Origin of the sequence: Corallococcus terminator (assembly GCF_003611635.1) — a bacterium.
GTDB classification, from domain to species: Bacteria; Myxococcota; Myxococcia; order Myxococcales; family Myxococcaceae; genus Corallococcus; species Corallococcus terminator.
Map to the genome: position 1 here is coordinate 25,199 of NZ_RAVZ01000036.1, position 17,483 is coordinate 42,681.

Sequence of the window (17,483 nt, forward strand, 5' to 3'; positions counted from 1 at the left end):
CCTTCGTCAGGGGGCAGCGGTCGCGGCGGCGTTCGGCGGGACGTGAGCCTCCACCCAGCCCACGATGTCTCCGACGACCTTCGCCGCGTCGGGCTCGTGCGCGAGGTCATGGCGCTGGCCCTCGTAGATGATGAGTCGCTTGTCGGGGCTCGTGGCCTGCGCCACCAGGGCACGGCTGCCATCGATGGCGGTGATGACGTCCTCGCCGCCGTGCACCACCAGCAGCGGGAGCTTCAGGTCCTGGAACTTCCCTTCGAGCGCTTCGATGCCGGCGATGAGCGCCTTGGCGGAGCGCGCGGGCAGCTTCTCGTGGGTGATGAGCGGATCGGCGAGAAACTGCTCCTTCTCCGGGCCGTCGTGCAGGAACATCTGACTGTCCAGGTCCTGCGCGGGCAGCCCGGGGAGGATCGTGCCGAAGATCTTCGCCAGGCGCGTGTCGAAGCCAGACACTCCCGGCGGCAGCACGATGCCCGCGCCGCTCAGGATGAGCCCGGACACGTCGGAGGCGTGCTGGAGCGTGTAGTGCGTGGCGATGAGCCCGCCCATGCTGTGGCCGAACACCATCACCGGTACGCCCGGGTGTCGCACACGAGCGTCTTGAACGACGCTGTCCACGTCATCCACCAGTTGCTGCATCGACTCCATGCGCTGGCGGTCACCGCCGGAATGGCCGTGGCCCCGGTGGTCCTGCGCGACGACGGCGAAGCCCTGGGCCTGAAGCGCTTCCGCGAGCCGGCCGTAGCGGTCGGAGTAGTCCCGCAGGCCGTGGATGAGGACCACCACGCCGCGCACGGGCGGCTGGGCGGGCTCCCACCGGACGCTGCTCAGGCACAGGCCGTCGGATGCGGTCCGTTCGAAGCCTGGGGACGCGGAGGGCCGGGTCCGGCACGCGGTTGCGGCGGCGCAGCCCTGCAACAGGACGAGCGCGGCCAGGGCGGTGAAGAAGGGAGCGACGGAGAAGGGCTTGTTCATGGGGCCCAATGCACCATGCGGTGCCCAGGCCCACATCGGCCAGATGGCGGATCACACGATGCCCGCGCGTGCGGCCACCAGGGAGGCGCCCGCGCGGGTGCTCACGCCCAGCTTTTCGTAGATGTGGATGGTGTGGTGCTGCACCGTGCGGTCCGACACCCCGAGCTTCCCGGCGATCTCCTTGTTCGTCGCTCCGCCCGCCAGCAGGCGCAGCACGTCCACCTCCCGGGGCGTCAGCGCGGACGTGGGGCCGGGCCCGGGGGCTCGCCGGAGGTCCTTCGTCCCGGCCACCACCGCGACGCAGTCCGCATCCAGCCGGCCCTCCTTCACTTCGGCCTCCAGGACCTGCTTCGCCAGGGCCACGGTCCGCGCGGGGCGGTGGGGCCGCTCCTCCTGGAGCGCGACCCAGACGTCGGCCACCGCGAGCAGTCGCGCGCCGCGGGACAGGCCAACGGGCGCGAGGCCCCGGGGATAGCCTCCGCCATCCAGTCGTTCGTGATGCGCGCCCGCGAGTCGCGCCGCGTCCCGCAGCATGGGCGTGGCGGTGAGGAGATGCTCGGTGGCGTGGGCATGGGCCCGGGATGTCTCCCGGTCCGAGGGGGACCAGTCGGGTTGCAGCCACAGGCCGGTGGGCAGGGTCACGTGTCCCAGGTCATGCAGGTACGCCGCGAGCTGGAGCGTGGCCTGTTCCTCCGCGTCCAGGCCCAGGCGGGGCGCGGCGGACGCGCATGCTTCCGCCACGCGTCGTGAGTGCCCGCGGGTGAAGGGGCTCTGCAGGTCCGCGAAGTCCCCGAAGGTCGTCGCCAGCGCGGTGGCGTCGATGGTGGGCGGCGCTTCGAGCAGGCACGCTTCCGCCGCCTCGATGCGCGCATCCGACAAGGTCTGGAGCGAGGCGGTCGCGGCCAGGGCCCGCTTCGCCCACGCCGGGTCCAGGGTCGTCCCTGATTGAAGCGCCAGGGCTTCCTGCGCCACGGCCGCACCCGAGCCGACGAAGAAGACGACGGCCACATGCGCCGCCTGCGCGACGCGCCCGACTTCGTGCAGGTCCGAGCCGCCCAGCAATCGCGGGCCGCCAGCGCCGTCCCAGCGCTCGTACGCCTCATCGAGCCCCTGGAGCACTCGCGCATCCAGCCCCAGGCCGGAGGCGAGCAGTCGCGCCGCGCCACACGCTTCCGCGAACCATTCCGAGCGCAGTCGCCGCGAGGACGTCAGCAGTCGCGCCAGTCCGGCGGCGCGGCGGGGCAGGCTGGGATTGGCGTCCAGGACCGAGCGCACGACATGCTTGGTGCGTCCCGCGTCCCCGCGCAGCAGGTTGCGGCGCAGGTGCACGTCGTTGCCCAGCCGCGACTCCTCGGCGGCGTAGGCGGTGCAGCCCAGGTGGCGTAGCAGGCCCACGTAGAAGGCGGCCCGGGCGTCGGTCCGGGACAGGCCGCCGTCCAACGCCAGCTCCAGCGCGAACAGCCCGGTCAGCAGGCTCTTCTCCCCCTCCAGCCCATTGGCGAGGTCGAGCACGGAGGACAACGCGGAAAGCGAAGCCACCGGATCCTGGCGCAGGTTCATCACGGGAAGAGCTTGGCACGGAGCATGTGCCCGGAACACAGCGGGTCCAGGCCCGGAGCGCATCGGCCGATTGGCGGATGCCCGTCTGCCCGGCGGCTCCGTGAAGTCGCTCCGAGTGCCGGAGGCCGGTCCCCGCGCATCGGGTCGCATGGCTGAAGCTCGCCTTCGGCTCTCGTCGCCGTTCAGCGCGGGCCATCACCGCGCGACCTCCCGCCTTGATGAATGAAGGGGCGTCAGGGCCCCGCCGCTTCCCGGGTGCGTCCTGGCGTGGCTGCGCATTCCGCGCGGATTCCTTGCACCGCATGTTCTGGAAGGGGCCCGAGGGAGGCGCTCCACGTGAAGGCAGAGCCTGATGTGAAGTGAAGTCCTTCCCGCGCTATCGTTCCGGACGTATGGATTTCGAGGAGGCACTCCAGGAACTGGGCGTGGACGCCGACCCTGGAGGCGACACCGTCCGCCGCGCGTACCTGCGACGGCTGAAGACGCGCAAGCCGGAGACGGACCCCGAAGGCTTCGCCCGCCTGCGACAGGCGTACGAAACGGTGCTGGCCGCTCGCGAGGGACGCGAAGGACCGCGAACCGAGGCGGAATCGCTCGCCCCCGCACCAGAGGCTGGCGCTCCCGAAGCCACGGGCCCGGTCTCCACGCTGCGTCAGGATGTATTCGACCGCTTCCGCGCCGAGTTCCGCGCGCTGCCGCCGGACGCTCCTCCGGAGGCACCGGTGGAGGTGGCCCGGCGTGCGGTGGAGGCGCTGCCGGACATGGCCGAGGCCCGGCAATGGCTGGTCGAAGCGCTGCTCGCCGCGGACCGCATCCCGGATGCCCTGGTCGTGTATCGAGACGCATACCGGCAGGGGTTCACCGGCTTTCTCGTGGAGCTCGCGCAGCGCTTTCCCCGGGCGCTGGAGGACACGGAGTTGGTCCTGCTGGCGGAGTCGGGGGCTCCCCACGGCTTCTTCTGGGGCCTGACGGAGCAACTGCTCCAGCAGGGAGATGGGGCACGCGCCGCGAAGTGCGCGCTGGCCGCCTTCGAGCGCATGGGCACGAATCCCCAGGAGCCTCCGCCACCGCCGGGCTGGTTCCTGCAGGTCCAGCTCTTGCTGTACATCCAATCCCAGCCTGAATCCGCGCGCGAAGTCGGACGTCGCTACGCGGCCTGGGTCCGGGGAGAGGGATTGCAGGATGCCTTCAAGTCCGACGAGACCGCTCGGATATGGCCGCTGCTCGCGCAACTGCATGTGCTGCCGGATGCGTTCGACCCTGCCCTGCGTGCGGGCATGGCGCAGGCGTTGCTCGACGGGGACCTGGACCCCGCACGCGAAGCCTTCCAGGCGCTTCGGGAGCGCTCTCCCCAGGAAGCGTCGGAGGCGGCCGGTCAGGTGCGCGCGCAGGCCCCGGACCTGGAGCAACTCCTGGTGTCGCCCCTCCTGACCGTGCCGGAGCCGGTGCCCTCCACGTCGGTGCTGACGGTCCTCCAGAACGCCGCGCGGTCGCCCCAGGGACGCGGCGTCATGTCGGGCGCGTTCATCCTCCTGTTCTTCCTGTTCAAGGCCTGCTTCCTCCCTGCGACCCGGGAGCCTCGGGGCACGGAGCGCCCGGTCGTGGTGGAAGCCCGGCGGATGGCGACGGTGCTCTGCTCTCAGTTGGAGCTACAGGACAAACAGCGGCTCTGCGGGTCGCTGCAACAGTTGGTGGTGTGGGGCGCTGGAGGCAGGTGTTCGCGGGTCCGCCGCGAGCAGGCCGAGGTGGAGCGGCAACTGGAAGCGCAGGTCGCCGCCCTGGGGGCGGACGCCGGTCCCATGCAGGAAGTCCAGCAGCAGCGACTGAAGGCCACCCGTGAGGAGTTCCGGCGCGCCCTCTTGAACGTATGTCAGGGATGACCCGACGGGTGACGGTCAGGGCAGGAGCCCTCGTGGGCTCGGCCTGGGGACGACGTACCCGGTCGGTGCCCGGGTGGAACCCGGTGTGTCTGTCCATTCTACGCTGATTCCTTGCATCGCATGCGGAGGAAAGGGGCCTGGGAGGCGGTCCACGTGAAGACAGGGCCTGACGTGAAGTGAAGTCCTTCCCGCGCTATCGTTCCCTTCCGCATGGATTTCGAGCAGGCACTCCAGGAACTGGGCGTGGACGCCGACCCTGGATGCGACACCGTCCGTCGCGTGTATCTGCGACGGCTGAAGACGTGCAAACCCGAGACGGACCCTGAAGGCTTCGCCCGCCTGCGGCAGGCGTACGAAACGGTGCTGGCCGTCCGCGAAGGACGCGAAGGACCGCGGACCCAGGCGGAGCCCCGGCAAGCCTCCACCCAGGCTGAGGAGGATCCCTCCACCGAGGCGGCCGGACCGGGCGCCACCCCCGCGCTTCCCCAGGATGTGTTGGAGCGCTTCCGCGCCGAGTTTCGCGCGCTGCCTCCGGAGGGACCCCTGGAGGCGGCGGTGGAGGTGGCTCGCCGCGCGGTGGAGGCCGTGCAGGACTCGGCCGAGCCCCGACACTGGCTGGTAGGGGCGCTGCTCGCCGCGGACCGGACCCAGGAGGCCCTGTCCGCGTACCGCGACGCGTACCGGCAGGGACATTTCGAGTTCCTCGCGGAGCTCGCACAACGCTTTCCTCGCGCGCTGGAGGACTCGGAGATCGCGCTGCTGGGGCGTGAGGCGCCCCACCGCTTCCTCTGGATGCTGACCAACCAGTTGCTCCAGATGGACGAAGTGGAGCGCGCCGGCAGGTTCGCTCAGGTCGCGTTCGGACAAATGGGCGCCAACCCCGACGAGCCACCGCCTCCGCCTGGTTGGTTCGTGCAGCTCGTGGTGTTGTTGCACCTGCATGTCCAGCCGGCCCTCGGCCGGGATGTGGCGAGCCGCTATGTGGCCTGGGTGAAGGGCGAGGGTCTGCTGACGGCCTTCGCGTCCGAGGAGATCGCGGAGCTCTGGCCCCTGGTGCTGGAGTTGGGCGCGCTGCCGGATTCCTTCAGCACCACGCTGCGAAGCATTCTCGCGAAGGCCTTGCTGGATGGACGGGTGGTGGATGCTCGGACCGCGCTCCAACTGCTGACTGAGAGCCGATTCGAGGAGGTGTCGGAGGCGCTCCCCCTGCTGCGTCAGCACGCCCCGGGGCTGTATCGACTGCTGGGCCGGCCGCCCCAGCCCACCCAGAAGGCGAGGCGCCTCCCGCCCCAGGCGCCGACTGCCTCCTCGCCCGAACGAGCGCCGACCCAGGCTGCCCCAGTCGCGGCGACAGCTCCGGAGCTGGTGCCCGAGCCCGAGCCCGCTGCTCCGGAGCCGGTGCCCAAACCCGCTGCTCCGCAAACGGTGCCCGGAGTCTCGAAGGCGCGCGGCTTTCGTCTGGACAAGCGGATCCTGGCGTTGGTGGGCGTGACGGTCCTCGTGGTGGGAGCCCTCGTTGTCTGGAGTGTCCTCCCCTCGAAGAAGGTCAGGACCCGGGTGGAGGGCCCGGAGGTGGTGGAGCTTGCCCGTCAGAAGGAGCGGGAGCTCTGCGCGCTGCTGACCGGGCCGGATCGCCAGCGGAGCTGCGTGTTCCTGCACACGCTGGTGTCGTTGGGTGCCGACGGCAAATGCGAGAAGCTGGACGCCCAACGGGGCGCATTCGAGAAGCAGTTGCGGGACCCGTTCGTCTTCCTGGGCGAGCATGATCCGCAAGTGCAGGCCCGCAAGAAGAAGCTGATGGCGGCCCGGCATGAGTTCGCGCGGGCCCTCTGGGACATGTGTGAGGGGTGAGAAGATGAGCGGCGGTCAGGGCAGGAGCCCCATCGTGGGCATCGACCTGGGGACGACGTACTCGCTGGTGGCCGTCATGCGCGACGGCCGCCCCACCGTGGTGCCCAACGCGCTGGGCGAGGTGCTCACCCCCAGCGCAGTGGGCCTCACGGAGAACGGCGAAGTGCTGGTGGGCGCGGCCGCGAAGGCCCGCGCGGTGTTGGACCCCTCGTCCGGCGCGGTGGCCTTCAAGCGCGACATGGGCCTGGAGCGTCCGCGCATCCTGGGGGGCCGCTCCTTCACACCGCAGGAGCTGTCCTCGCTGGTGCTGGGCTCGCTGAAGCGGGACGCGGAGGCCGCCCTGGGCGTGCCCATCGAGGAGGCGGTGGTGACGGTGCCCGCCTACTTCGGGGACCTGCAACGGCAGGCGACGCGGGATGCGGGCGCCATCGCGGGCCTGAAGGTGGAGCGCATCATCAACGAGCCCACCGCCGCGGCGCTCGCCTACGGACTGCACGAGCGCGACCGCGAGATGCGCGTGGCGGTGCTGGACCTGGGCGGCGGCACCTTCGATGTGACGGTGCTGGAGATCATCGAGGGCGTCATCGAAATCCAATCCTCCGCGGGCGATGCGCGCCTGGGCGGCGAGGACTTCGACACCGCGCTCGCGCGGTACGTGGCGCACGCGTGGCGGGAGAAGCAGGGCCTGGACCTGGAGGAACATGCCGCCGCGTGGTCCCGCCTCCGCGAGGCGTGCGAAGGCGTCAAGCGCCGGCTCTCCGCGGCGGAGCGCACGCGGCTGGTGCTGCCCGACCTGCCGCTGGAGACGGGCCGCCGGCTGACCCTGGACCTGGAGCTGAGCCGCGACGACGCGGAGCGCGCCTGGGCCCCGGTGCTGGAGCGCGTGCGGGGGCCCATCCGGCAGGCGCTGAAGGACGCGTCGCTCCAGGCGAAGGATGTCGACGAGGTGCTGCTGGTGGGCGGCTCCACGCGCATGCCGTGCGTGGCGGCCATGAGCGCGGAGCTGTTCGGCCGGCTGCCCTTGCGCAAGCTGCCTCCGGACGAAGCCGTGGCGCTGGGGGCCGCGGTGCAGGGCGCGATGAAGGGCGGGGACCGGGCGGTGGAGGACCTCATCGTCACCGACGTGGCGCCCTTCACGCTGGGCGTCGCCACCGCGGCGCAGGCGGGCCGGCAGCACATCACCGGCATCTTCAGCCCCATCCTGGAGCGCGGCACCGTCATCCCCACCAGCCGCGTGGAGCGCTACTCCACCAGCCGCGACTTCCAGCGGGAGATCCGCCTGGAGGTCTACCAGGGTGAACACGCACGCTGTGAGGACAACGTCAAGCTGGGCGAGTACCTCTTCCAGGGGCTGCCGCCCGCACCCGCCAGCGAACAGGCCGTGGACGTGCGCTTCACCTACGACCTCAACGGCATCCTGGAGGTGGAGATGACGGTGGTGTCCACCGGGCGCAAGTCCGCCTTCGTCATCGAACAGCGCCCCGGGCGCCTGACGCCGGAACAGTTGGAGGAGGCGCGCCAGCGGATGAACGCGCTCAAGCTTCACCCGCGCGACGCCCTGCCCAACACCACCGCGATGGCGCGGGCGGACGCACTGTTCGTCCAGCTCACGGGCCCGCTGCGAGACGAACTCGCGGCGGCCATCGCCGCCTTCCGGCTGGCCCTGGAGGCCCAGGAGCCCGTGCGCATCGGCGAGATCCGCGAGCGGCTCAACGCGATGGTGCGCCACCTCAAGGAGCGCTGAGCCGCTACACGCGCTCCAGGATGGTGGCGATGCCCTGGCCACCGCCAATGCACATGGTGATGAGCGCCGTCTGCTTGCCGGTGCGCTCCAGCTCATCCAGCGCGGTGCCCAACAGCATCGCGCCCGTGGCGCCCAGCGGGTGGCCCAGCGCGATGGAACCTCCGTTGACGTTCACGCGGTCCGGGTCGATGCCCAGCGCGCGCGTCGTCTGGAGGACGACCCCGGCGAAGGCCTCGTTGATCTCCCACAGGTCGATGTCGCCGGCCTTCATGCCCGCCATGCGCAGGGCCTTCTCACTCACCGGCGCGGGGGCCGTGAGCATGAGGAGCGGTTCGGTGCCCAGGGTCGCCATCGCGCGGATGCGGGCGCGGGGCTTGAGGCCCTTCTCCTTCACATAGCGTTCGGACGCCAGCGACACCACGGCGGCCCCATCCACGATGCCGCTGGAGTTGCCGGCGGTGTGGATGTGCTGGATGCGCTTCGCCTGGGGATAGGCGGCGAGCGCGATGCCGTCCAGCGTCTCCCCGTTCGGACCCACCACCGTGTCGCCCATCGCGACGAACGCGGGCTTGAGCGCGGCCAGGCCCTGCGCGCTGGTGTCCGGGCGGGGGAATTCGTCGCGCTCCAGCAGGACGGCGCCAGTAGCGGGGTCCTTTACCGCGAAGAGCGACCTGGCGAAGCGGTTCTCCTCGATGGCGCGGGCCGCGTTCTGTTGCGAGCGCAGGGCGAGCGCGTCCACGTCCTCGCGCGTGATGCCCTCCAGCGTGGCGATGAGGTCCGCGCTGATGCCCTGGGGCACCTGGTAGACGCGCTCCCGCAGGCGCACGTTGCCTCCGTCCTGGCCGCCACCGTCCGCGCCCAGCGACAGGTGCGACATGCTCTCCACGCCGCCGGAGACGACGAAGTCCATCGCGCCAGAGGCCACGCCCATGGCGCCGAAGTTCACCGCCTGGAGCCCGGAGCCGCAGAAGCGGTTGAGCGACACGGCGGACACGTCCTGCGGCCACCCCGCCGCCAGCACCGCGTTGCGCGCGATGTTCGCGCCCTGCTCGTTCACCTGCGAGACACACCCCGCGATGACGTCTCCCACCTCGCGCGCGTCCCAGCCCCCCGTCGCTGGAGCGCGTTGAGCGCCTGCGCGAGCAACTCCTGAGGGTGCAGCCCCGTGAGTGCGCCCTTGCCCATCTTCCCGCGCCCACGCGGGGTCCGAACGGCGTCGATGATGTAGCTGGTCGTCATGCGCGGCTCCTTGGATTTTGAATGTAATATTACGCGCGTAATTTTCATGTCAAGGCAACCGCCCGTGGGAACGACGACGGGCCCGACACCGTGTGAGGGTGCCGGGCCCGTCGCGGGGGAGCGTGTTGTGGGGGAGGCGACCTATGCGGCCTTCATGGACAGGTGGATGGGAGTGGCGTGGGCCAGGTTGTCGCTCACCGGGCAGCGGGTCTCGACCTCCGCAAGGAGCCGCGCGAGTTGTTCAGGGGTGGCGCCGCCGCGCACGTGGATGGTGGCGGTGAGGGACTGGTAGCCGGCGCGGACGTCCAGGCGGGTGCCGGCGAACTTCGCGGGGTTCAGGGCGCCCTGCACGGTGATGTCGGTGCCGGTGACGGGGATGCCCAGCTCGCGGGCGATGAAGAAGGTCATGTAGTTCAGGCAGCCCGCGTGCGCCGCGAGGATGAAGTCGAGCGGGCTGGGGGCGCCGTTGAGGCCTCCCAGCTCCACGGGCTCGTCCATGAAGATCTTGAACGCCTGGGCCTCCGTGGTGCTGCGGGCCATGCTCTCCCCCACGGTGCGGACCTGTCCGGTGTACAGCGGCTGTGCCATGACGTTGGCCTCCTGTCCTGGATACGGGAGCACGGGCGCTGGCAGGTCGTTCGGAGCGGAGCGGCCGGAAAAAAGCAGGGCGCCGCGCAACCTGTCGGGGCATCCCGGGTTGGACGGGGAATGGATGCCCGGCGGCTGCTCACCCTTCCACTGCTCGCGCTGCTGGCGTGTGGAGATTCCTCACCGGAGGAGGACGCAAGCGCGTCGTGCGAGCCCGAGGCGCGAGGCGCCCACGACCCGGAGCGCTCCGGTCCGCTGGACGGAGCGCAGGGCCCGCGAGCGGGGACGCCCACGCTGGTGTGGACCGAGGGCTCCGACCTGCCGCTGGTGGGCACCGCGTCGTTCCAGCATGTGCTCCGCCACGGTTCCTTCGACCGCAAGGCTTCGTGGCGGGTCATCGCACCGGCCTGGTAGGAGGGCTCAGGTCCGCTTCTTTTCTCGCGCCTGTCGGGACGTGTAGAGCCGGTGCAGGAAGTCGTAGAGGACCAGCTCCTGCGCCCGCGCGGCGGTCCGCAGCAGCCGGTTGGTGTGCATGTGGATGAGGCTCGCGGCCACGCGGTCCAGGGACCGGGTCAGGCGGCCTTCCGTGGCGCACGCGCGCAGTTGCTCCGCCACCTTCGCCTGTCGTTCGGAGCGGCGTCGCAGCGCGGCGAGTCCCGGAGCGAGCGGTCCGTCGGAAGGCCACGGCCGCCACAGCAGTGACTCCAGCTCCTGGCGGTGCGTCCGGAACCGCTCTCCCAGGCGACGCTCGAAGGCCCCGTCCACCTGGAACTCCTGGCCGTAGCCCTGGCGCAGGTCCGCGAGCAACCGGCAGCGGCCCTCCAGGTCGAAGCCCAGGTCCGTGAGCAGCAGGTCGATGCCGCACAGGAGCAGCCGCCAGCGTGCGTCCGCGCCATCGTCCCCCGTCACCGCGTCGAGCAGCTCCAGCGCCGTCTCACTGTCCGCGTGGAACAACCGCTCCGCGAGCAGCAGGCCCGCGTCGCCGCCGTAGCGTTCGACCTCGCGCTCGTAGGTGTCCACCTGCACGCGGTGGACGAGTCCGTCCTGTCGCAGCGGGCGCAGCAATTCATGGAGCCGCGCCAGGACCTCGGTGTGCAGCCGTCGCGGGTCGCCCTGGAAGCGCACGCGCAGGTGCCAGTCCGGGTCGCCGTAGCGCAGGAAGAACCACTGGTGCGCGGCGCCGGAGGCGATGGCTTCGCGGGCCAGGGGCGCCACGGCTTCCGCCAGCACGCGGTCCGCGAGCGCCGTGCCGGTGTAGAGCTTGACGTACAGCCACTCGGAGCCGGGCGGGAAGGAACGCTCCTGCTTCGGCGGCTTCGTGAGGCGCACGGTGGGCGCGGGCATGGCCGGTGCGTCGCGCACGAAGGGCACCACCACCTCGTGGACGAAGCGGCCTTCGGGGCCCTGGACGCACAGTCCCTCGTCGGTGGGCAGCTCCACCAACACCACCTCCGACTGGCGCCGCACCAGTTGAACGAAGGTGTCGATGCTGAGCACGTTGTCCAGGTCCACCGGCAACACGTTGTCGCGTTCCTCCAGGCCCACGGTGCGCGGCAGGCCCAGGCGCGCGCGCAACCGCTGCGCTTCACGGAAGCGCTCGGCGCCTTGCAGCTCCCCGAGTGCCTGGAGCGTGGACGCCTTGATGCGCCAGCGGGCGCGGTGGAGGACCAGTCCTCGGCAGGTCACCCGGGGCAGGAACGCGCTGCTGGCGAGCGGCCCCCAGTGCCAACGCAGGCCGGGGCTCGCGCCCTGTTGCTGGAGCGTGCCCAGGAAGGTGTAGGGCCGCAGGTGCGCGCGGCCGAAGTTGTGGACGTGGGTGATGCGGGGAAGGACTTCACGTCCCAGCTTCGCGGAGCGCAGGACGATGCGGGAGCCCCGGACGGAGAGCAAGAGGTCGGTGAGCGGAAGCTGTTGCTCCGGCGGCGCACCCGAACGTCCCAGGAACACCAGCTCGTGTTCACGCAGCACGGGACGGCAGAGGATGTTGCCCACGCGTCCTTCCGGCAGGTGCACCACCTCCGCGAAGACGGCCTCCGGATGCAGGGCCTCCTCCGCGCGCAGGTGCGCCTTCACGTGGCGCAGCAGCTCCGGGTCGCCATGGCAGAAGCGGCCCAGGAGCGCCGCCCCCGAGGGGCCAATCATCGAATCGAACACGAGCTGGAACCGCCCCGCGTCCACGTCCTCCTGGGACGCGGCCAGCACGGTCGCCATCACGGAGAAGGCCTCCGGCAGTGGCGCGGGACGCGGGTTCTCCATCGCCTGGAGGTCCGCGTCGTCCAGCTCCAGGGGACCGCCCGTGCGCAGCACCTCCGACAGCCGGTAGCTCAGGTGCGCCAGGCCCTTGCCCCAGGCGACGCGCTCCTCCGTGACAGGGGCGGGGAATGCCAGGTCGCGCAGCAGGGGCGAGGCTTCCGCGGCCTCGGGATTCGCCAGCTCGAAGCCGACCCCCACGTCCTCGTCCAGGGCCTCCAGCAGGGGGACTTCGCGCTCCTCGTAGCGCCGGACGAAGGCTTCGCGGAAGCGCCGCAGGGTGGGCGAATCCGACGCCGGGCTCAGCCGGTGCATCAGGGCCACGCCCCGGGCCATCGCGTCCACCACGGCCGGGCCCAGGGTCAGCGCTTCGGCGGGCTTGCGCAGGTCCACCTGGAAGAGGCGGTTGGAGTCGACCGGGGCGGGAAGCGCCTCCAGGTCCTTCGCGAGCGCGCGGTAGTGCGACGGCTCCGCCCCCAGCGGTGAGGCATCCAGCGCCGTCAGCGCGCCCTGCACTCGATGGAGGACGCGGAAGGTGTCGGCCATGGCCGGCACGGACTCCAGGCGCGCGAGCAGCTCGCGCAGCGGCTCTGGCCCGGTGACGAGCGGCGCCAGCTCCGGAAGGAGGAGCTGATGCTCCACGAGCATGTCCACGTAGTCCCGGGCTTCGTCGGCGGACACGTCCGGGTCGGCGTCCACCAGGCCCTGGACGAGCGTCGCGAGCGAGGCGCCGGCTCGGGCCCGCTCCAGCGTGGCCTCCAGGTACGCGGTGGGCTCCACGCCGACGAGCTGGTAGGTGCGCGAGCCTCCCTCGCGGCGCGACTCCGCGTAGCGCAGCCGCCCCGCGGCCCGGTAGAGGCTGGAGTTGGGGCGGTAGCTCAGGGCCTCGCGCAGCGCGGGCAATGCGGCGAGCCGGTCCGTCAACGCATCGACGTAGTCCATGTCCAGCCGCGTGTGGCGGCGGTACGATTCGCGAGCGGACAACACCAGCCGCGTCGGTCCGGCGAGCGTGCCCAGGCTGTTGCCCGCGAAGAGGCCGAAGGGCGTCGAGCGCGAGGCCATGCGCTGCCAGTAGCGCACCAGCGTGCGCTCCAGCTTCTGTCCATGGTCACCGTCCGGTGCGCTCGTCCACGCGGACAGGTGCTCCTCCAGCGAAGGGGACGCGAGGAACAACGCCTCCCTCACCTCCGGGCGGGCAATCGCCGCCGACAGCCGGTCGCGCAGCAGGGCGCGGTCTCTCGCGAGAGCTGCTTCCTGTTCGGCGACCGGGGCCTCCGTGAAGCGGACCGCATGCAGGTCCTCACTCCAGGCCCGCAGCGCGTCGAAGGGCAGCAGCGGCGTGCGCAGGACGAAGAAGCCAGAAGGGGAGAAGCCTGACAGGGATGCGCGGGGCGGCGTCATGGCGCGTCCGGGTTGGGGTGACGCAGGGACATGAGCATCATGCGATCCCAGGTGGGTTCCACCGGAGAGGTCGCCGCCAGCAGTGCCAGGGCGATGCCGGTGGCGCCCGCGAGCAGGCCCGGGTTGTCGGTCCAGCCTTCGGTGCCGTCGTCGAAGCGCTCCAGCGTGCGGAACCCGCCCACGCCCTGGCCGGGCCGCCAGTGCACGGTGATGAGCTGCGTGAACCAGAAGCGGGCCGCGGTTTCGAAGACGGCCTCCCCGGTCGTCTGGAAGAGCCGGTTGTAGAGGTGCACGAGTCCGGCGGCGCCATGACAGAGGCCGCCATCCTGCACGGAGCCGCCGTCGGTCCATCGCCGCGCGGACTCCCGGCAGAGCGCGAGGGCCTGGGCCTCCCACTCGGCGTGGCCCACGGCGCGCGCCAGCGTGTGCAGCCCGAGCGCCACGCCTGGATCGCCGTAGCACCATGCCGGACGGCGCGGCCACGTCAGGGGTTCGTGTTGGAGGCCCACGCGCGTGGGGAAGCGCGCGGACTGCGTGTCACTCCCGCGCCGGGACATGAACCACGTCCATCCGCCGTGCAGCAGTTCGCGTGCGGCCTCGACCCCGGAGGCCACCGCGCCGCCGAGGACGGTGAGCACTCCGCTGTTGCCGTGCGCCACGCCCAGGTTGAAGCCGCCCAGGGGTTGCGCCTCGCGAAGCCGCTCTTCCACGTGCTCGGGCAGGGTCTTCCACCGCAGGCCTTCCGGCGTCCGCTCCGCCAGCTCTCCGAGCCGTGCGACCACCGCTTCCAGACAGTGTCGGGCGCCGGCGCGAGGAAGGCGCTCCAGGGCATAGACACCCATGCCCACCAGTCCACTCACCAGGTCGTAGCGGTGCGGCCACGGCCGCGTCTGGAGGAAGTCACCGAGCGCGTCATCGATGTCCGTCAGCGGATCCGCGTCCGGTGATTCCGAAGGACGCTGCACCTGCTGGACGGCCCAGGCGATGCCCGTGAAGCCATCATAGAGGTCGGGGCCCAGCGTCTCGGAGGACAGCGCCTCCGTGGCGCGCTCCAGCAGGGCCTCCGCGGTGGCGCGATGCCGCGCGTCATCGTGGGCCCGGGCGAGCGCGTCAAACAACACGGCGCGACCCGCTGCACCCCGTGCGAGCGAAGCCGCGAAGGGAGGCGTGGGTCGGACGTGCGCCAGCGCTTCGACGAGCGGCCCCAGCACCGCCAGGGCTTCCGCGTGCTCGACGCCCTGCAGCAGGGGTTTCCATGAAGGCGTCCTTCGCATGTCGTTGTTCCTGCTTTCTGGAAAGGGCCGCTGGAGCTTCATTCCCCCAGCGCACAAGGGAAATGAAATTCGGCGTTTGGGGGTTGAGCGGGGGAGCACTTGTTTGCTTGGGAAGCAGGTGTTTGACTGGGAACGCCTGACGATGTCTGTCGGGTGTTGAAGGCCGCAGGCCGTCGCATTGTTTCCAGGTAGCGCCGTCGATGATTGCAACGAAAGGCGATGTCATGGACAAGCAGACCCCGCAGAAGCCCCAGAAGCTGAGCCTGAAACGTGAGACCGTCCGCCTTCTGTCGAATCCGGGCGGAGAGTTGAAGCCTCACAAGGAACTCACGACGCCCATTTGTACCGAGGGCGGCCCGAGATGTGACCTCTGAGGGCCAACGCCATGGACAAACAAGATACGCAGAAGTCGAAGAAGCTGAGCCTGAAGCGCGAGACCGTCCGCCTGCTGTCGAATCCGGGCGGAGAGTTGAAGGCACTCAAGGAAGCCACGAGTCCCAACTGCACCGAGTTTGGCCCGAGGTGTGACCCCTGATGTTCCTCACGGGCCCCCGGGTCCGTGAGTCCTTGCCGGAGGGGAAGCGCAAGCCTCTCCTCCGGTAGTCACCCGTCGCGGTACGCTTCCCAGTCCGACGGAGGGCTCCCCCGGCTTCGCGTCAGACGGTGACGCATGCGCTCGGGGTCGAGCGGCTTCGGTGTCATGGGCGTCTGGCTGGCGGCTCGAGCCTCTTCCTTTGAGAAGGGGCCTGCGCATACACAACAAGCAATCGCGCTTCGGGGTCGTGGCTCGTGGGGACGGCAGTGTTGATGAGTCTGAAGTCCAGGGCGTCCGGGCGGGCAGGTTCGCAGGAGAGTCGATAGAAGGAACGGAGCGTCCCGCCTTCCCCGGGGACGTGGGGAGGCCTCTCCCGGGGGAGTCGGTGGGCACCGTGGCGTCTCAACAGCGGCTCGTCCTGGCCATCGCCGTCCTGGCTTCGCTCGTGACGTTCCTGGATGGAGCCATCATCAACGTCGCGCTGCCGGCGATGGTCCGGGACCTGGGCGGCGGCCTCACGCTCCAGCAGTGGGTGGTGGATGCCTATCTCATCACCCTGGGCTCGCTGATGCTGGTCGCGGGCTCGCTGTCGGATGCGTTTGGACGCAAGCGCATCCTGGGGCTCGGACTCCTGGGCTTTGGCGCCACGTCACTCCTCTGCGCGCTGGCTCCCACCGGGGCCGTGCTCATCCTCGCGCGGGGGCTTCAGGGCGCCACGGGCGCGCTGCTGGTGCCGGGTTCGCTCGCGCTCATCCTGGCCTTCTTCTCCGGCCCCGAGCAGGCCCGGGCGATTGGCTCCTGGACCGGGTGGACGGGCGGCGCGTTCATCGCGGGGCCGCTGGCGGGCGGGCTGCTGGTGGACACCGTGGGCTGGCGGTGGATCTTCGGCATCAACGTCCTGCCCATCGCGCTGACGCTGATGCTGCTCGCGCGGCTGGAGGAACCGCCCCGGCCGGCGGGGGCGCGCATCGATTTCCTGGGCGCGGTCCTGGCATGTGTGGGATTGGGCGGCCCCGTCTATGCACTCATCGAACAGGCGAAGGTGGGCTGGATGCACCCTTCGGTGTGGCTCTCCCTGGGCGTGGGCGTGCCTTCGTTCATCGCGTTCCTGGTGCAGGAGAAGCGCACCGCGCATCCGATGATGCCGCTGGGCCTGTTCCGGGAGCGGAACTTCTGGGTGGGCAACCTCGCCACCACGGCCATCTATGGCGCGCTGTCGCTGGGCATGTTCGTCATCACGCTCTTCCTCCAGGAGGTGGGGGGCTTTCGCGCGACGACGGCGGGCCTGGTGCTGATGCCGACCACGGTCCTCATGTTGCTGCTGTCGTCGGTGTTCGGCGGGCTCGCCGGACGCCTGGGACCGAGGGTGTTCATGGCGGTGGGGCCGTGCCTGGCGGGTGTGGGGTTCCTGCTGATGCTCAACGTCGGCGCGCCGTTGAACTTCTGGACGCAGATGCTGCCGGGCGTCCTCGTGTTCGGGATGGGGCTGACGATGACGGTCGCGCCGCTGACGGCGGCGGTGCTCGGGTCCGTCCGAAGCGAGCAGGCTGGCATCGGCTCGGCCATCAACAACGCCGTCTCCCGGGTCGCGGGGCTCATCGCCATCGCGTTCACGGGGCTCATCGTGGGCCCGCGGCTGGATGTCGCGGGCTTCCACCGGGTGATGCTCACCACCGCCGCCCTGCTCATCCTGGGCGGAGGCATCTCCGCCCTGGGCATCCGCAACCCGCCGCGGAAGGCCTGAGCCGCGGCGGCGGTGTCAGTCCTCGCGGGGACCCATGGAGAAGTACACGGCCTCGGTCCCCAGGTTGAAGGTGTCCCCGTCCGCGATCTTCTGGCGCTTGATGCGCTGATGGTTGATCCAGGTCCCGTTCGAGGAACCCAGGTCCTCGATGAAGAAGTCGTTGCCCACGCGCACGACGGCCGCGTGCTCACGGGAGACCCTGCCGGACTTCACCACCAGGCTGCACGTCGGGCCGCGTCCGAGCGTGAAGCGCTCCACGTCCATCATCGTGGCGGGACCGTCCGGCGACAGGCGGACGAACAACTCCAGCCTCGGGGGCGCCTTGACGGCCTTGGCGGGGTCGGACCGCTTGCCTACGTCCGTGGGGATGTCCAGGACGTCGTCCTCGTCCTCCACGGGCGCAGGAACGGGGGCGGGGACCACCCGGCCTCGGGTGGGCTTCATC

General features: G+C 70.7%; 13 protein-coding genes. 6 read left to right on the top strand and 7 right to left on the bottom strand.

What is annotated here, in order from left to right:
• Positions 1-6: 6 nt before the first annotated feature.
• Both D7V88_RS08060 and D7V88_RS08065 read right to left on the bottom strand, forming a co-directional pair.
• The gene (locus tag D7V88_RS08060) at positions 7-972 is read right to left on the bottom strand and encodes an alpha/beta hydrolase (RefSeq protein ID WP_158625028.1); all 966 of its coding nucleotides are present in this window, start codon (positions 970-972) and stop codon (positions 7-9) included.
• Positions 973-1,023: 51 nt separating this feature from the next.
• On the bottom strand, positions 1,024-2,532 hold the full coding sequence (locus D7V88_RS08065; RefSeq protein ID WP_158625029.1) for an HD domain-containing phosphohydrolase: 1,509 nt from the start codon (positions 2,530-2,532) through the stop codon (positions 1,024-1,026).
• A gap of 392 nt (positions 2,533-2,924) precedes the next feature.
• Between D7V88_RS08065 and D7V88_RS08070 the strand changes: the two genes are divergently transcribed.
• The 3 genes from D7V88_RS08070 to D7V88_RS08080 all read left to right on the top strand — a co-directional run bounded on the left by D7V88_RS08070 (position 2,925) and on the right by D7V88_RS08080 (position 8,007).
• Positions 2,925-4,412, top strand: coding sequence for a hypothetical protein (locus tag D7V88_RS08070; protein ID WP_120540024.1), 1,488 nt, complete (start codon positions 2,925-2,927; stop codon positions 4,410-4,412).
• A gap of 210 nt (positions 4,413-4,622) precedes the next feature.
• A complete protein-coding gene (locus D7V88_RS08075; protein ID WP_120540025.1) occupies positions 4,623-6,263 on the top strand; it encodes a hypothetical protein in 1,641 nt (546 codons plus the stop codon).
• A 4-nt stretch (positions 6,264-6,267) separates the two neighbouring features.
• The gene (locus tag D7V88_RS08080; RefSeq protein ID WP_158625030.1) at positions 6,268-8,007 is read left to right on the top strand and encodes an Hsp70 family protein; all 1,740 of its coding nucleotides are present in this window, start codon (positions 6,268-6,270) and stop codon (positions 8,005-8,007) included.
• Between the two features lie 4 nt (positions 8,008-8,011).
• Here D7V88_RS08080 and D7V88_RS08085 read toward each other — a convergent pair whose 3' ends face one another.
• Both D7V88_RS08085 and D7V88_RS08090 read right to left on the bottom strand, forming a co-directional pair.
• Positions 8,012-9,097 carry an acetyl-CoA C-acyltransferase gene (locus D7V88_RS08085; protein WP_279636002.1) on the bottom strand — a complete coding sequence of 362 codons (1,086 nt, stop codon included), beginning with the start codon at positions 9,095-9,097 and terminating at the stop codon, positions 8,012-8,014.
• 290 nt (positions 9,098-9,387) lie between these two features.
• Positions 9,388-9,834: an OsmC family protein gene (locus D7V88_RS08090; protein ID WP_167509825.1), complete on the bottom strand. Its 447-nt coding sequence runs from the start codon at positions 9,832-9,834 to the stop codon at positions 9,388-9,390.
• A 120-nt stretch (positions 9,835-9,954) separates the two neighbouring features.
• On the opposite strand from D7V88_RS08090, the gene D7V88_RS08095 reads away from it, so the two are divergent.
• The gene (locus tag D7V88_RS08095; protein ID WP_120540027.1) at positions 9,955-10,248 is read left to right on the top strand and encodes a hypothetical protein; all 294 of its coding nucleotides are present in this window, start codon (positions 9,955-9,957) and stop codon (positions 10,246-10,248) included.
• 6 nt (positions 10,249-10,254) lie between these two features.
• On the opposite strand, the gene D7V88_RS08100 is transcribed toward D7V88_RS08095, so the two are convergent.
• The gene (locus tag D7V88_RS08100; protein ID WP_120540028.1) at positions 10,255-13,485 is read right to left on the bottom strand and encodes a lantibiotic dehydratase; all 3,231 of its coding nucleotides are present in this window, start codon (positions 13,483-13,485) and stop codon (positions 10,255-10,257) included.
• Positions 13,482-14,759, bottom strand: coding sequence for a lanthionine synthetase C family protein (locus tag D7V88_RS08105; protein ID WP_158625031.1), 1,278 nt, complete (start codon positions 14,757-14,759; stop codon positions 13,482-13,484). Before D7V88_RS08105 ends, D7V88_RS08100 begins: the two co-directional genes overlap by 4 nt.
• 385 nt (positions 14,760-15,144) lie before the next feature.
• Here D7V88_RS08105 and D7V88_RS42945 point away from each other — a divergent pair, with 385 nt between their 5' ends.
• Together D7V88_RS42945 and D7V88_RS08110 are read left to right on the top strand one after the other, a co-directional pair.
• A complete protein-coding gene (locus tag D7V88_RS42945) occupies positions 15,145-15,294 on the top strand; it encodes a hypothetical protein (RefSeq protein WP_158625032.1) in 150 nt (49 codons plus the stop codon).
• Positions 15,295-15,688: 394 nt separating this feature from the next.
• A complete protein-coding gene (locus tag D7V88_RS08110) occupies positions 15,689-17,038 on the top strand; it encodes an MFS transporter (RefSeq protein ID WP_120540033.1) in 1,350 nt (449 codons plus the stop codon).
• Between the two features lie 15 nt (positions 17,039-17,053).
• On the opposite strand, the gene D7V88_RS08115 is transcribed toward D7V88_RS08110, so the two are convergent.
• Positions 17,054-17,483 (bottom strand): FHA domain-containing protein (locus D7V88_RS08115; RefSeq protein ID WP_147448655.1); only part of this gene is annotated, 430 nt, incomplete at its 5' end.